The sequence below is a fragment of the Dysgonomonas gadei ATCC BAA-286 genome (assembly GCF_000213555.1).
Lineage (GTDB): Bacteria > Bacteroidota > Bacteroidia > Bacteroidales > Dysgonomonadaceae > Dysgonomonas > Dysgonomonas gadei.
The window spans coordinates 1-14,833 of sequence record NZ_GL891989.1; the positions used below are offsets into that span (position 1 = coordinate 1).

A 14,833-nucleotide genomic window follows, 5' to 3' on the forward strand; every position below is an offset into this window, starting at 1 on the left:
AACTCCCGTATAGCTGACCTGGAAGCCTTTATCTATTAACAGTTCGTAGATATCCTTACCCCGCATACACTGCTTCTTCAGGCCCATAGCACGTTTACGAGCGTTCTTCTCTAAACAGTCGTCTATTAAATCTTTCAGGCTACCGACAATAACACGGCGGCCTCGCCGGGAACTGTTATAATGGGGGGGGATTGTTAATACCGATTCCAGAGAGGATTCAGGATCATCACAGTTTAATGCGGCTTCATACTCGGCTATGACTTTATGAACGGTCTTACGGCTGACATCCAACTCCCTGGCTATAGCCCGTTTACTGTACCCAACCGTGCGGTACATGTGAATAATTGTTTGTTTTTCCACCATTGTTATCATTTTAGCCTCTGTGTTGGTTAATACACAAAGGAATTTATAATGTTAATATTTGTTAGTAAAATGTAGAGCTTTATTAGATGCTCTCACACATTTTACTTAACTGGTGGTATACTTTTAAATTATTTTAGTGGACTACTTTTCAATTATATTATACAATATTAGGATTTTCTATTGCCGCTTTAATATAGTATATCAGATAAAAATCAAGAAGAGTCTGCTTTTCTATGTTTGATTCTATATTTAAGTCTTCAATCGTCTTTTTGAAATAATTATCAATAGTCCAAACATATTTAGCCTCTAGTCCTGCCAATATATACAAGTTCTCAGAATCGTATCCATTTTCCATAAGGAGTAAAGCCCAATCAATAATATCAGAACTATCGCTAAAGCCATTTATTATTTGCTTTGCTAATAACAAATTGGTTTCTGTTTGTAAATCTAAGTTTTTCATAATTCTACTTTTTGTACCCCTGATGAGATTCGAACTCACATTCTTCTTTCGAAGCAGTACGGCTCTAAATGCGCTTCCCTACTTATAAATTAATACTTTCGGTGCATCTGCAAAGTCTACCCGCAACAACGCGCAGTCAAGAAACGGGGATATCCGCACACTCTACGGCCAGTCTAATCTTTTTCCGTAGGCTTTTCCTTTTAAGCTACAAGGGCATAATGTTAATGATCTCTTTGTTTGATGATACAAAGAAACACTCCTGTTGCGCAGTTTATTTGCGTAATTGAAATTATTTTTATTATTTTTGAAGAAAGTCTAAGCATATGAATCTAATAAAAGCCGAATTAGATAAGAGTGATTATAATGATAGTTGGTTTTTCTTGAACTATCGTATTGATAGCTTTTGGCTAGATGAAGAATTGGACAATCTCTATCCTGGAAGTCTTTATAAAGGATTAATACCTACATTACTTTATGGGTTAATGGATAAAGAAGAAGAAATTGTCTGGAAAACAATTCTACCAAGTAAGGGCGAGATTTCAGTATGTCCAATATTAATGTGTCCTGATGATTATGATTTCTCTTGTACCTTAATTGTTGTTGAAATTGAAAATTATGGTTCTTTTATCCAATGGAAGCAATTAGGTATTGATAAGCGAACTAAATGGTTTGATGATGAAATAAGATACGACATTAATTGGCTCCCAGAGCTCCAATCTCTAAATTTTGAATTTAAAGATTATCAAAAAATGATACAGGATTTTCAAGAACAATATCGACTAGATAAATTAAAAGATAACGATAACCTATGCCAGTCAACCGTAATGCCCTCATCCGCTATAAAACAATAGATACCTGTCTGCGAAATAAATATAGACAGTGGACACTAGAAGACCTGATCGAGGCTTGTTCAGATGCCTTATATGAGTATGAAGGCATAGATAAAGGAATCAGTAAGCGTACCGTGCAGATGGATATTCAGATGATGCGCAGCGAAAAACTGGGCTATAATGCACCTATTATTGTTTATGATAATAAGTACTACAAATATGAAGATGAGGATTACAGCATAACCAATACGCCGTTGTCTGAACAAGACCTAAAAACCATGTCAGAGGCTGTTGAGGTTTTGCGTCAGTTCAAAGGATTCTCCTATTTCTCAGGTATGGGCGATATTGTCAGTCGCTTGGAGGATCATGTTACTTCGGCCAAACAAAAAACTATACCCGTTATAGACTTCGAGAAAAATGAAAGCCTAAAAGGGTTGGATTATCTTGATATTATTTATCACGCTATTGTTAACAAGCAAGTACTAAGCATAAAATACCGGTCATTCAAAGCCCGGTCAGCAAATACATTCTTATTCTATCCTTACTTATTAAAAGAATATCGTAACAGATGGTTTGTATTCGGTCGCAGGAGGGGAAATCTAATCAATCTGGCACTGGATCGGATACATAATATAGAGATAGCAGAAAAAGAAAAATTTGTAGAGAATGACTTATTCAACCCTCAGACTTTCTTTGAAGATTTAGTAGGAGTAACCAAGAATGTCGGCATGAAAACCGAAACCGTACGCTTTTGGGTAAATAAGGAAAATGCACCTTATGTGCAAACCAAGCCTTTTCATAAAAGCCAGAAAGTAGTTGAAGAATACGAAGACGGGTCTAAAGTATTCGAAATTAATGTAGTTATCAATCAGGAACTGCAACGCGAATTCTTTGGATACGTGGATACTATAAAAGTTTTATCTCCGCAATCTTTAGTTGAATTTATGGGATGGAAATTTAGGCTGGCAAAGGAACGATACGAAAGTGATATATAACTTCCCAAAGTTACTAATAAATAGCCATCTTATATAGTAGCTATAAGCTATATTTGTAAACATCTTAATGGACATTGAGGTGGAAATTTGTTTACAGTATTTTAGTCAAATTGTACAATGTTTGTTTGGTTATTTTTTACAATATTTTATAAAATTATAAAATAAATGTGATTGCAAAAAATCAATAGTTAACTTATATTTACATTTTACGTAGTCAGCATATAATATATCGACTCCAATAGTCTACAAATTTGCATTACATATTCGTTACACGTTTTTTTTAAATTCTTTCGCATGATGTATGTATGGCGGATTATAGACCCAAGGTTCGGAACCGTTATTAACCCACTGCTAGTTAAATAATTAAAAATGAGATAGATGTAAATTTATATAAAATTAAAATAGAAAGAATGCGACACTGTTATTTAGTTGAATAACAGTGTTTTATTTTTATAAGGACAGATAAAAGAGCGTAAGTTTGTTACAAAAAACGACTCTTTTTGTGATAGATTTTTGAGGTGCTTTTTTATGTATATATCTCACAGAATCAATGACAAAACACAAACTAAATAGAATGAACAATAGATACAGGGTTCTATTTTTTATAAAGAAAAATGAACCTAAAAAAAATGGACACTCTACTATAATGATTCGGATAACCTTTAATAAGGAAAGAGTACAATTCAGTAGCGGTTTAGATGTTAAGCCCGCAATATGGGATCAGAAGGCAGAGAAAGTTATTGGAAAGAAGCAGTTCGCTAATCAGATAAATAACCGTTTGGATATGATAAGGACAAAACTATTCACTTCTTATCTGGATGCATCGAATAAAGGGAAGGGCTTATCTGCCCAATACCTAAAGAATACTTTTCTGGGAATAGATAACTCTAGGGAATTAATGTTGGTTTATCAGTTTAGGAAACAACTGAAATTCTTTAAGACCAAGACCGGATTTAGACTTGATCAAAAAACTCTGAGTCGTTATGAATTGACATTAAATAGAGTTATTGAATTTATGCGGAGTGAACTTGGCACAGATGATATTCATATACAAAAGATAGACTTATATTTTATAGAGCGATTCTATTTCTTTATTCGAGAGAAATATAGCTGTATCAATAATACAGCTATAAAATATGTACAGCGTTTAGCATCCATTGTAAGCTATGCATGTAAAATAGGATTAATAGATAAAAATCCATTTTTACTGTTCAATTATCGATTAGATAAAACTAGTCCGATATATTTAAATGAAGATGAAATTAATAAAATCTGGCGTAAGAAATTTCTCAGCAAAAGGTTAGAACAAATCAGGGACTACTTCGTATTCAGCTGCTTTACAGGCTTGTCATTCATAGATATGTGTTCTTTAAAAAGTGACGATATAAAGGTTGGTCCAGATAAAAAATTATGGATTATGATATTGAGACAAAAGACAGGACTGGAGTCAAATATACCGTTACTGAAGATACCTCTTGAGATTATAAAAAAATATGAAGATGAAAATACCTCTGGTAAGAATTTATTTTCTATAAAAAGTAATCAAAAAACTAATGAATATTTGAAAGAAATTGCCGATTTGTGTAATATCAAGAAAAATGTAACTTTCCGAGTGTCCCGACACTCATTTGCCACTTTGGCAATCAGTAATGGTGTGTCCATTGAAGCAGTAAGCAAGATGCTAGGGCATACCAATGTAAAGACAACTCAGATATATGCTCAAATAACAAGCACTAAAATAAGCAAGGAAATGGCAATTTTGGAGACACAGCTGTCAGATTAAGCCTTAGTTATTATCTATTACAGATTGGATCTAAGCTTTTACACAAAAAGCAAGCAAGGTATTCATATATAAGAATACCTTGCCTAAACATTCGCATCAGATTTTATTCATTCGACCTCTTTTGAACATAATAATATCGAATCCTAAATAATAAGATTTCCCCTTTACTTTTGAATGGGGGAGTAGCTTTTGCTGTTTATATCTTTGCAGTGTCCGTTTGCTGACATTCAATAGTGATTGTGCTTCACTATCATCTAGCAAATCAGTATCTTTGATATTGTTAGTTTCATACAATTTTTCTAATTTGTTTTCCAGTTTATCAAACCTTTCCATAATTAGAATCATGCATTTATCTATTTTATCTTTAATCTGTTCCATATTTCAGCTGTTGGTTTTATTTTCTTCGGTATCTTATAATCTGATTATTGACTATCCTCTCAATTTCCTCTTGAGTATATAGACAAATATTACCAGGCCTAATATATGCAATATCACCTCGTTTACGCATTCTCCAGAGGGTCTGTTTAGAAATACGAAGCATTTTAATGACATCTTCTCCAGTAAGTAATCTACTATTGGCCTTTCTTCGCTTAATATCCTCTTTCTCTCGATTAATGACATAGCTTTCTATTTGCTCAAGTTTCATCATTATTGCCCTAAAGGCATCACTTTGAATGGTTATAAAATTCTGTTCCATAAGAAATTTTTTAATTGTTAAACTTTTGGTATATCAATAAAATCATTACAAATATAACGTGTTATTTAATTAATGTTTTGTTTTCTAGATGTTTGGCGTAATTTGTCTGGTTTTGGCATGATTTGTCACTTTTTTACGAAGAGACATTATTTATTTCCATATCTATAAATACTATTACTCATTTCTTCTCTGATTTGATCCAGGCTTTTCTTTTTACCTTTTTGAATCCAATTAATAAGTTCATCTTCAAAGAAGAATAATTTCTTACCTTTCTTATAGCATGGTATCAATCCTTTTCTAGTTAAAGAGTAGATCGTCGATTTAGCTTTTTGAATAATCCGACATGCTTCATCTATTCCTATTGGCATCCGTTTTTCAATGTTTTGGGGTTCCGTTTTGACAAGTAAGGTTTTAAGTTCATCTACAGTCTTGATTAGATACGCTATCGCTTCGGGTAACTTTTCGAAAGTAAGATCATTGTACATCATAGTTTAGTCATTTTAAATTAAACAAGCCCAAGTGTAGATGGTGATATTATGGTGAAAAATTTCACTGAAAAGGCTCTGTGGTTTTTGTTTTTTTTAACTATTTATGGTGGTTTGTGATATATTTTTTGAAAATATAGAAAATCTATGCTATCGGATTGTTTTAATATAAGTGTTTGATAAATATTTAGATTTCAGAAAATAGGTATTGTGCTTACATCTTTACTCATATTGCTCTTCATAAGGATCAATCGAGAAATGAGTGTTTTTATCTTTGATTGATATTTGATTAGATGAATGTATTGAATATTACTATGAATAGTCTAATCCGAAATTAGGAGCTGTCGAACTGCTAAGTGGAATTGTTAAAGAACCATGTTTCCCTGAAACATCACTTTGGCTTTTTGGATCAACTGCTAGTTTAGCTCTTGGTAAAGCTGTAAAAAAATGAAAAGAGGTAAGGTAAATGTGAGGTATTGGTATAAGGAAGGCTCTTTAAAGATTTTATAATTTTCTTCCACCCTCTATGAAAAATTAAATATCTTTACTATTTAATAGTAAAGATAGATTAAATATACTTTATGTTAATATGACAAAATACAATTCATCTATTATTGAAAATAAGTTACATCCTAAAATACGACTGAATTCAATTTGCCCGTATTTTACTATGTTTCCTTTGTCATTTCCCTATAAAGTTTTGCGTTATGCTAAAAAAACAGACTTGGTATATGATCCTTTTTGTGGAAGAGGAACTACAAATTTTGCAGCGAGATTACTCGGTATGTCTTCATATGGAGTTGATAGTAATCCAATAGCGCAAGCAATAGCACAAGCTAAATTAATCCACGCAAATCCTATTGATATTCAAGACCGATGTCAAACTATATTACAAGGTGATTATTATTTTGATATTCCAACTGGTGATTTTTGGGAGATCGCATATCATGCTGAAACACTAAATAGTATTTGTAAACTTAGAACATACTTTCTTAATCAAGAGAGTTTGGATGAAATCGACATCGCATTGAGAGCGATTGTTTTAGGAGTTCTTCATGGGCCAAAGATGAAAACAACTCAGTCTTATTTATCTAATCAGATGCCGCGTACTTATGCGACAAAGCCAGATTATTCGGTTAGATTCTGGGAAAAAAGACAACTAGTTCCCGAAAATATTCAGATAGCAAATCTCATAAAACGGAAATCTGAATATATTTTCAACGACGAAATACCCACCCAAACAGGCGGTAATATTATATTAGGAGATAGTCGGTTCATAAATGAAATTTCTTCTAGCAAATTCAACTGGGTTATTACCTCTCCTCCTTATTTTGGAATGTCTACATACAAACAAGATCAATGGCTTAGGAATTGGTTTCTAGGGGGAAGCAGTGATGTTGACTATTCGAATAAAACACAATTAAAACATGGGTCTGAAATAACTTTTATTGATGATTTATCAAAAGTTTGGATTAATACCTCTTTGAAATGTAATCCAAATGCAAGGATGATTATTCGTTTTGGAGCTCTTCCTAGCAAATCAGAAAAAACTCCATCTGAATTAATAAAAGAATCGCTAAAAAAGGCAAATTGTGGATGGAAATTGACTAAAATTTGTTCAGCTGGAGAACCTTCTGATTCGCAGAGACAAGCCAATCAGTTTAAGAAAGAAATGAAAAAATATATAGAAGAAATTGATGTATATGCAACATTAAAGATTTAAATATGTTTGATCCAGAAGAAATACCTCAGATAAAGGGCTCAATACAGGAATGTGCAAAAATTGATAAGAAGTTGTTAGATAGTTTGCGTGATGAAGTTTTAACAATGAAACCAAATGTCCGTGTGATAAAACCAAGAAATATTACAACGTTTTCATTAGTCGCAAGTGAGAGTACAAACAACAAACTAGTTTATAATCCTTTTTATTTTCAATTAATTAGGGTCGTAGATTCTAATGGGCAGAATCTTTGTTTAGATGTTATTACTCCAACAACGAATACAGATATGCTTAGCCAACGGCAATTTGATGATAAGGGAAATCCTAAAACATCTTTAGGTATATTAATGAAAGATTTGAATTGTTCTACATTAAGCGATTTAAGTCCAATGATTCCTTCTGGAGAAAGGATGATAAAAGATCCTAGTAAAGTATCAAAATCATGGGTGTTGACCTATCGAGATCTTTGTGAATGGGCTGTATTATACGAAATAATTTGTTATCAGAAGTTTACGAACCATACAGTTATAGTTAAAGATGGTTTGTTGAGAAGTAAAATATTTAAGTATGATTCTAAAAATAAAAGAGCTTTATTTATAGAAATGATGCAGCTGATTAATAATGCGATTGATAAGACTTATAAAGAACGTAAAATAAAAGTATATTTAGTTGGTCTAGCAAAACACAGCCAAGTTCTTTCCAGATATTCTTTGGCAATGCAATTGGAAAATATTTTTCCGGCAGGAGAGCCTTTATATGCAAAAGTTCCTAGTTCTATGGAAGAACAATCTTATGTATGGAAAGAATATATGGCAAAAACAGAAAGTGATGATGACGATACATCTAGTGAAATAAATAAATTTTCTGTAGGAAGCTTATATCTTGTCCGTTTTGGGAAAAAGAATGGAGATCCTGTATGGGCTATAGATCTTCTGAATACACAAACTTCTTCTGACTCTGAGATATTTGGATATCTATATATGGACACTTTAGACGGATTTCCTACACCACATTATCCGTCATGTCTTCAGAAAGCATTGGAGCATGCACAAATTGTTGACTTTGATTTGGATATACTTCAAGATGAAGTCGTAAAAGCAGTGAGACAACTTTTATCTGAAGACAAAAGAGAAATAGTCGATTATCAGAATTTAACAAATGTATCAGTTATAAATAGACAATAATGAAGTTATTTACAGAGGATAAAATAGTTGGAATTTTTAAAGGATTTAGTGAAGGTGGATTAGAGTTCCATGCTGATATTGTGTTGAAATATGACAATATTTTTCAAAATATTCCTATGCATGGACAGTTTCTACTTGTTGCATTAGAAGGAGAGAATGAAGCTATCTTAGGAAGAATCACATCTGTTTCAGCTTTAGGTAGGCTGGCTGGTGCGGCAGGAGAAGACTATGCAATCAGAGCTATATCTGAAGGTAGACAGGTTTCAGAAGACTTACGTGAAGGGTATTTAAAATATAAAGTTGACATAAGAGTGTTAGGTGTTATCCGGATAGATAGCAATAAGCTTGTTTTTGCACCTTCACATAGAAGACTTCCTCATGTGGGAAGTAAAGTTGCTTTTTTATCTGATCAAATACTAAAAGAGGTATCAGGACATAATCTGATGAATCAAGATGGAAAAACACCAGCATCATCTTTTGGATATTTAGCATATGGTGAATTTATATATAATGGAGGAGAAACAAAAAAAGGAGTAAAAATTGAGCCATGGATGCGTCCTAAAACTCCAGAGGTTATTACAAAATTCAGAATAGACCAATTAGTTTCTAGAAGATCTTTTGTTTTCGCCCGCGCAGGATTTGGAAAATCAAATTTGATAAAGTTATTATTTAGTAATTTGTATAAAAATCCTCCATGTATTACGAAAGGAAAGGTTGACAAACCCGTTGGCACGATAATATTTGATCCTGATGGAGAATATTTTTGGCCAGATGATAGCGGTAGACCAGGATTGTGTGATGTGCCAGAATTAGAAGATAAAATTGTCGTTTTTACTAATAGAGCATCCACAAGTCCTTTTTATCAGTCTTTTGTCGCAGGAACAATTCGTATCGATATACGTATGCTCCGCCCAGCTGAAGTTATATCTATCGCCCTTCCTTCGGAGAAACAACAACAACAAAATATTCAAAAATTAAAAGGACTAAACCCTGCTAATTGGATTAAATTAGTTGATCTCATCTATAAATCAGGAAATACTACTCCTCTTGAAGATATAAGAGAAATTATACTCGGAAGTCGTGAGGGGGAAAGACAAGATGCAGAGATAATTGCTATACGTTCTAACATTACAACGATTATTCGTCTCATTCATGACCCTAGCAGTCAGATGCTAGACAAACTATTTGAATCACTTCGTGAAGGGAAGCTATGTATAATTGATATATCTCAGATGAGAGGAAGTAATGCATTAATCTTATCGGGAATTATCTTACAAAGGATATTTGAGCATAATCAAGAGGAATTTACAAAAGCAGAACCTGATAGTATACCAACAATAGCTGTTGTAGAAGAAGCTCAATCAGTATTAGGTAATACTGGAGGGGCAGAAGGTCCCTATATATCATGGGTTAAAGAAGGTCGGAAATTTGGATTAGGCGCTGTACTCATAACCCAGCAACCCGGAAGTATTTCAAATGAAATATTGAGTCAAGGAGATAACTGGTTTATTTTTCATCTTTTATCAGCAGGTGATCTTAATGCATTAAAACATGCAAACTCTCATTTCAGTAATGATTTGCTTAGTTCTCTATTAAATGAGCCAATACCAGGTAATGGGATTTTTTGGAGTAGTTCAGGAGGGAAGCCATACCCTATTTCTATGAGAGTTTTGAGCTTTGAGCAATTAGTAGAAGTAAAAGATCCAGACTATAACCACCCGCAAGGAAAAACCTTTGCTTTGAGACTCTTAGAGAAATATAATCGAGAATTAGAACGTGTACAAAAAGAAGTTGGTTCTATTGAGATTGATATCGAAGATGAGGAAAGTTATAATCCAGAAAGATCTACACAAGATATATTAGAGATGAATATTAAAAGTGCTTTTAAGATAGTTGCCAGCGACAAAACCTTAATGGATAAAATTGAAAAAAATAATGCTCATTGGATGCTTTTAAAGACGGCTATAGAAGATGCTTTACCCACTAGTATACAAAACCGAAAAGATGTGGCCTATAATTGTGTTTCCCGATTCATGAATGAATATTTCGGAGAAAAAAAATGGAGTACAGAGAGGAGAGATAGTAAGAGTAAACCAGGGCAAACTACAACTTATTTTGTAATCAATAAATAGAAATAAGATATGCTTAATGTTAATATAGTACATAATGAAGTGTATAGTTTATTAATGAAGCACCGAACAAATAATCCAAATTTTTTCTTCACACTTCGAAGAAGTAATCGTGATGGCAAATTGGATAAAGGATATTGGTTTTATGGAAATGAGTGGTATTTGGCGGTATCATTTTGGTCGGGAACGGATTGGAAAAATAAAACACCAAATATATCTTTTGTTGTATCTCTAGATAGCGGGCAAACTTCATTAGAAATAAACACGTCAGACTCAGATATTAAAAGAGCATTTATAACAGCTTATTTGGTTGATCGTTTAGAGTTAAAGGCTGATGGAAGGCGGTATAAAAAATTATATAAAGGAGGTCATCTAGAATCTCTAGAGTCTTTTTTAAAAACAGATAAAATAATAATAGATAATATTATAGATGGGTATTCTCTGTCTTTTTTTGAAAAATCTGATAAAGGTATTTATTTTATTAAGCCTACAGATTTCATGGAGCAGCTAGAGAAGATTGGTAAGTATAAAAATGAATATATAAGAGGAAATAATAAACCTATAAAACTAAATAGTGTAAAAATCGAGAATTATGGGCCTATTCGAAAAATAGAAATACAAGATATACCCTTTTCGTCACAGTGGATTTTTCTTACAGGAGAGAATGGAACAGGAAAGACATCTATTTTAAGAGCGATAACAGCTTCTATATGCAATAGAAAAATTAATATAGATGAGTCCTGCTATGGTGATTTCAGAATAAATTTAGATTTATTTACATCCTCGATTAATAAAAATGCATATAATAGAATTCAAAATAGGATCTCTGAACAAATTAATATCCCTTTAACTAGTGGCTTCGCTGGTTATGGACAATCTAGGTTGAAAACGAATAATTCAGGATTAAGTGGAGATACATTAAATTCCATATCTGTAGATGATTTAACCTCTTCAATTTTTGATGAAAATTCATACTTAATGGATTTACAATATCAATTCGCAATATGGAAAAATGATAAAATAAACATTGATAAATACGAAAAGAGAATAATATACATTACAGAGATACTTATAGATATCCTCCCGAATTTATATGATATTAATTTTAATGATATGATAGGGGATATTCCAGCTACGACATATATTGAAAGAGATCACGATGGGGGAGAATTTAGAAAAGTTACTTTTAATAAATTAGCATCAGGTTTAAAAAGTATGATTGCTATGATTGGAGATATTCTTATTCGTTTATATAATCAACAGTCTGATATCGATGATCCTTCGGAGTTTACCGGGATTGTATTAATTGATGAAATTGATATTCATTTGCATCCGAAGTTACAGAAACAGATTATACAACAATTGACTAGAACCTTTCCTAAAATTCAATTTATAGCTACCACCCATAGTCCTATACCTTTCTTGGGCGCTCCTAAAAATAGCCAAATATTTAGAGTTGAAAGAACATCTGAAGAAGGGGTAAGAATCAAGCGTTTGGATGAAAAAATAGAACTTGGGGACTTATTGCCCAATACAATATTGACCTCACCTATATTTGGTTTAGATGATATTATACCAGAAAGCCATGATCAAAAAAGTTTTGTAAGAACAGAAACTATATATGAGCAGATTGAATTTAATGATAAATTGAAAATTATTATTGATAATTTCATCACTGATGCCAAAGAGCAAGAATTAATAAATCTATTTAAATCACGAAGAAAATGAGATTTGTTATAAAAAAAGATGAAGACAAAACTGCTAAATTGGCATCCAATGAGACATTACAAGTTCTAGAAAAGATCGTCAAAACGAAAAACAGAGGTTTGATAACAGATACAATCTATCGTGATAGTTATGATACTGAAGATGGTAAATGTTCACATGTAGAAGATAAATTAGCAATAGCATATAAAAATAAGTGCGCATATTGTGAAAGAATCTGTAAGGCAGATATAGAACATTATCGGCCTAAGAAAGGGGTAACAGAGGATAATACTCATCTAGGATATTATTGGTTATGTTACGAATGGACAAACTTAATTCCTTCATGTATTACATGCAATAGAGAAGGAGCAAAGCACAATAAATTCCCAATTCTAGGTAAAAGAGTAATAAGCCCCCCATTATTGCCTAATGGATCACTTAATCTGACATTATGCAAAGCTGGGACTACTCCTCTCCGAGATGAGACACCTTATTTATTGCATCCTGAAGTTGATGATCCTGTTGATTATTTCGTATTCGAATTAGATGTTGAAGGAAAAGGTATTCGAATTAAAGGCATTGATATACAAGGACGTGGGGCTGAAACAATCCGTATCTGCTTGTTAAACCGTAATGAGTTAAAGTTGGATAGAGTGAAATCTGTAATTGATGATTTTAAAGAGTCAATACATAGTCTTTTCGTCTTACTTGAAAGAGGTGATATTGATGCACCAGAACTGAAGAAGGATGTTATTCACCAATTGAGATTATTAAAAAATCATAGTCTCAATGATGAGAAAACATATACATTATTGCGGAAGTATATTGTAGCATCATCTACTAATTTTGAAAAAATAGTTATCCCATTCTTAGATAGCAAAATAAGAAGAATTGTTTTAGAGGCTTTTAAGTCTATAGAGCCTCTAAAACCAATACTTTAGCACAATTTGATTAAAAATTACATATGGCAAAAATTTATCATGTTCAAACTCCTAAAGAGGCCTTAGAGTTAGCTCTCAAGTTTAAGAAGACAAAAAAATATGATTTATTTAGGGGACAAAATGAAGATTGGCCATTAGTTGCATCAATAAACAGGCTTTCTTCTTCAAAAAGAAAAAAAGCTGTTGATAAACTTCTTTCTTTTAAATTATTTTTATCAGAATACAAGTTCTCTGAAGAATATGTTGATAGTCTCGATCATATCATGGCTATTGGACAACACTATGGAGTTCCTACCGATTTTATAGATTTTACATATTCTCCTGAAATAGCGACTTTCTTTGCTACTCACTCAAATAAAGATCTTGCAGGTAAAGAAGGTGTAATTTTTTGTGTTAATAAAGAAGACTTTAAATCTACAATTGAATTTTTTAATGTAATATTCGAAGAAAAGGGATTAATCTCTCCATATATATTTGAACCGAAAATAAATAACTTATGGCGATTACAAGCTCAATGTGGTTGTTTTCTTCAACTTATGTTTGGAGGAATTGAAAATTTATATGAATTTGATAAAATAATCTTTCCTCATAATAATGAAGTTCCAGGTAATATATGTGTTGCAGATATTTACCCTAAAAACAAAAGTGATCTTGAGATAATTCTAGATAATTACTTTGCAGCAATAAATATAAATGAAGGAGCAAAACGTCTAGAGAAATTTGCTAAGGATATGAATATTAGGATCACCAAGATTCCGAAGCAGAAAGTATATGAGTATGTAAAATCGAGGAAAATCCATAAGTCTTGGAAGATTCAGAATACGAAGTCTTGGAAATATGGAATTCAGGCACCATTATCCAGGCTTAAAAACATTGAATTTATACTTGAAGTTAAGTGCAAAGGAGATTTGGATAAAGATATCGAACATGTTGAGATACAATTATCTTCTATTTTCAAGGAGCTTATAATAACAAATAAACGTTCTATTGCTCCGACCATAAATTTTACGCCTGCATTACGAAGTTCAAAATTGTTATCTTTAATAAATAAAAATGTAAGACGAATGTGGGATGGGATGAGAACTCTACCATATACTAGAAAACAAATTCTGTATTCTATCTCTAAATATTTAGTATTAGAGTTTCATGATTCTGTAAAAAAAGTAGATATTGAAAGCTTATTCTATTCCCCTATATTAATATCAATGTCAGATTCATTTGGAACACATTGTAGATGTCTAACCTCGAGATTATATCTTCAGTCAGCAATCAGGGAAGATATATTGGATATTCAGAGCAATTCTTTACCAAAGTTTATCTCAACTGATCTGCTATTATATGTGCAAAAAGCAAATATTGTATTTGACTTTGATGAATTAGTATCTCTTTTTTATCATGAAATTATCCCATCTCAGATGGTTCGAAGTAAACATTCTTGTAAACCCACACTGTTTTTCTCTCCCATATATGTAGATCGTTTGGGATATGCTTAAAATGTTTATAATAAATATCAGATAATTCCTTCTTTTGGGGAAGAAT

At 32.3% G+C, this 14,833-nt stretch carries 14 protein-coding genes; 9 read left to right on the top strand and 5 right to left on the bottom strand.

Going from position 1 to position 14,833, the window contains the following annotated elements:
- The coding region (locus tag HMPREF9455_RS17165; protein ID WP_006801009.1) for a helix-turn-helix domain-containing protein at nucleotides 1-363 on the bottom strand (363 nt) is incomplete at its 3' end.
- A gap of 157 nt (nucleotides 364-520) precedes the next feature.
- A complete protein-coding gene (locus tag HMPREF9455_RS17170) occupies nucleotides 521-823 on the bottom strand; it encodes a hypothetical protein (protein ID WP_006801010.1) in 303 nt (100 codons plus the stop codon).
- A 323-nt stretch (nucleotides 824-1,146) separates the two neighbouring features.
- Between HMPREF9455_RS17170 and HMPREF9455_RS17175 the strand changes: the two genes are divergently transcribed.
- The 3 genes from HMPREF9455_RS17175 to HMPREF9455_RS17185 all read left to right on the top strand — a co-directional run bounded on the left by HMPREF9455_RS17175 (nucleotide 1,147) and on the right by HMPREF9455_RS17185 (nucleotide 4,431).
- Complete coding sequence (locus HMPREF9455_RS17175; protein WP_006801011.1) at nucleotides 1,147-1,674, top strand: hypothetical protein; 528 nt, start codon at nucleotides 1,147-1,149, stop codon at nucleotides 1,672-1,674.
- Complete coding sequence (locus HMPREF9455_RS17180; RefSeq protein ID WP_006801012.1) at nucleotides 1,632-2,648, top strand: helix-turn-helix transcriptional regulator; 1,017 nt, start codon at nucleotides 1,632-1,634, stop codon at nucleotides 2,646-2,648. Before HMPREF9455_RS17175 ends, HMPREF9455_RS17180 begins: the two co-directional genes overlap by 43 nt.
- 574 nt (nucleotides 2,649-3,222) lie before the next feature.
- Nucleotides 3,223-4,431, top strand: a complete 1,209-nt coding sequence (locus HMPREF9455_RS17185; protein WP_006801013.1) for a site-specific integrase — start codon at nucleotides 3,223-3,225, stop codon at nucleotides 4,429-4,431.
- 96 nt (nucleotides 4,432-4,527) lie between these two features.
- Here HMPREF9455_RS17185 and HMPREF9455_RS17190 read toward each other — a convergent pair whose 3' ends face one another.
- The 3 genes from HMPREF9455_RS17190 to HMPREF9455_RS17200 all read right to left on the bottom strand — a co-directional run bounded on the left by HMPREF9455_RS17190 (nucleotide 4,528) and on the right by HMPREF9455_RS17200 (nucleotide 5,616).
- Nucleotides 4,528-4,809 (bottom strand): helix-turn-helix domain-containing protein, encoded by a 282-nt coding sequence (locus HMPREF9455_RS17190; protein ID WP_006801014.1) that lies wholly within the window; start codon nucleotides 4,807-4,809, stop codon nucleotides 4,528-4,530.
- A gap of 16 nt (nucleotides 4,810-4,825) precedes the next feature.
- Nucleotides 4,826-5,128: a helix-turn-helix domain-containing protein gene (locus tag HMPREF9455_RS17195; protein WP_006801015.1), complete on the bottom strand. Its 303-nt coding sequence runs from the start codon at nucleotides 5,126-5,128 to the stop codon at nucleotides 4,826-4,828.
- 146 nt (nucleotides 5,129-5,274) lie between these two features.
- Entirely contained in the window at nucleotides 5,275-5,616 is a 342-nt protein-coding gene (locus HMPREF9455_RS17200) for a helix-turn-helix domain-containing protein (RefSeq protein ID WP_006801016.1), read from the bottom strand.
- A gap of 586 nt (nucleotides 5,617-6,202) precedes the next feature.
- Between HMPREF9455_RS17200 and HMPREF9455_RS17205 the strand changes: the two genes are divergently transcribed.
- Genes HMPREF9455_RS17205 through HMPREF9455_RS17230 form a run of 6 tightly spaced genes read left to right on the top strand, consistent with a single transcriptional unit; the run spans nucleotide 6,203 to nucleotide 14,787 of the window.
- Entirely contained in the window at nucleotides 6,203-7,336 is a 1,134-nt protein-coding gene (locus HMPREF9455_RS17205; protein ID WP_006801017.1) for a DNA methyltransferase, read from the top strand.
- Between the two features lie 2 nt (nucleotides 7,337-7,338).
- Nucleotides 7,339-8,517 carry a hypothetical protein gene (locus HMPREF9455_RS17210; RefSeq protein WP_006801018.1) on the top strand — a complete coding sequence of 393 codons (1,179 nt, stop codon included), beginning with the start codon at nucleotides 7,339-7,341 and terminating at the stop codon, nucleotides 8,515-8,517.
- Entirely contained in the window at nucleotides 8,517-10,649 is a 2,133-nt protein-coding gene (locus HMPREF9455_RS17215) for an ATP-binding protein (protein WP_006801019.1), read from the top strand. Before HMPREF9455_RS17210 ends, HMPREF9455_RS17215 begins: the two co-directional genes overlap by 1 nt.
- A gap of 9 nt (nucleotides 10,650-10,658) precedes the next feature.
- On the top strand, nucleotides 10,659-12,374 hold the full coding sequence (locus tag HMPREF9455_RS17220) for an AAA family ATPase (protein WP_006801020.1): 1,716 nt from the start codon (nucleotides 10,659-10,661) through the stop codon (nucleotides 12,372-12,374).
- The gene (locus tag HMPREF9455_RS17225) at nucleotides 12,371-13,294 is read left to right on the top strand and encodes an HNH endonuclease family protein (RefSeq protein WP_006801021.1); all 924 of its coding nucleotides are present in this window, start codon (nucleotides 12,371-12,373) and stop codon (nucleotides 13,292-13,294) included. The genes HMPREF9455_RS17220 and HMPREF9455_RS17225 overlap by 4 nt, the downstream gene beginning before the upstream one ends.
- A gap of 23 nt (nucleotides 13,295-13,317) precedes the next feature.
- A complete protein-coding gene (locus HMPREF9455_RS17230) occupies nucleotides 13,318-14,787 on the top strand; it encodes an FRG domain-containing protein (RefSeq protein ID WP_006801022.1) in 1,470 nt (489 codons plus the stop codon).
- The last annotated feature ends 46 nt before the right edge of the window (nucleotides 14,788-14,833 follow it).

Bases quoted from the DNA above. Each gene is read 5' to 3' on its own strand.
- HMPREF9455_RS17170 (WP_006801010.1), bottom strand. From the start codon at position 823: ATGAAAAACTTAGATTTACAAACAGAAACCAATTTGTTATTAGCAAAG.
- HMPREF9455_RS17175 (WP_006801011.1), top strand. From the start codon at position 1,147: ATGAATCTAATAAAAGCCGAATTAGATAAGAGTGATTATAATGATAGT.
- HMPREF9455_RS17180 (WP_006801012.1), top strand. From the start codon at position 1,632: ATGCCAGTCAACCGTAATGCCCTCATCCGCTATAAAACAATAGATACC.
- HMPREF9455_RS17185 (WP_006801013.1), top strand. From the start codon at position 3,223: ATGAACAATAGATACAGGGTTCTATTTTTTATAAAGAAAAATGAACCT.
- HMPREF9455_RS17190 (WP_006801014.1), bottom strand. From the start codon at position 4,809: ATGGAACAGATTAAAGATAAAATAGATAAATGCATGATTCTAATTATG.
- HMPREF9455_RS17195 (WP_006801015.1), bottom strand. From the start codon at position 5,128: ATGGAACAGAATTTTATAACCATTCAAAGTGATGCCTTTAGGGCAATA.
- HMPREF9455_RS17200 (WP_006801016.1), bottom strand. From the start codon at position 5,616: ATGATGTACAATGATCTTACTTTCGAAAAGTTACCCGAAGCGATAGCG.
- HMPREF9455_RS17205 (WP_006801017.1), top strand. From the start codon at position 6,203: ATGACAAAATACAATTCATCTATTATTGAAAATAAGTTACATCCTAAA.
- HMPREF9455_RS17210 (WP_006801018.1), top strand. From the start codon at position 7,339: ATGTTTGATCCAGAAGAAATACCTCAGATAAAGGGCTCAATACAGGAA.
- HMPREF9455_RS17215 (WP_006801019.1), top strand. From the start codon at position 8,517: ATGAAGTTATTTACAGAGGATAAAATAGTTGGAATTTTTAAAGGATTT.
- HMPREF9455_RS17220 (WP_006801020.1), top strand. From the start codon at position 10,659: ATGCTTAATGTTAATATAGTACATAATGAAGTGTATAGTTTATTAATG.
- HMPREF9455_RS17225 (WP_006801021.1), top strand. From the start codon at position 12,371: ATGAGATTTGTTATAAAAAAAGATGAAGACAAAACTGCTAAATTGGCA.
- HMPREF9455_RS17230 (WP_006801022.1), top strand. From the start codon at position 13,318: ATGGCAAAAATTTATCATGTTCAAACTCCTAAAGAGGCCTTAGAGTTA.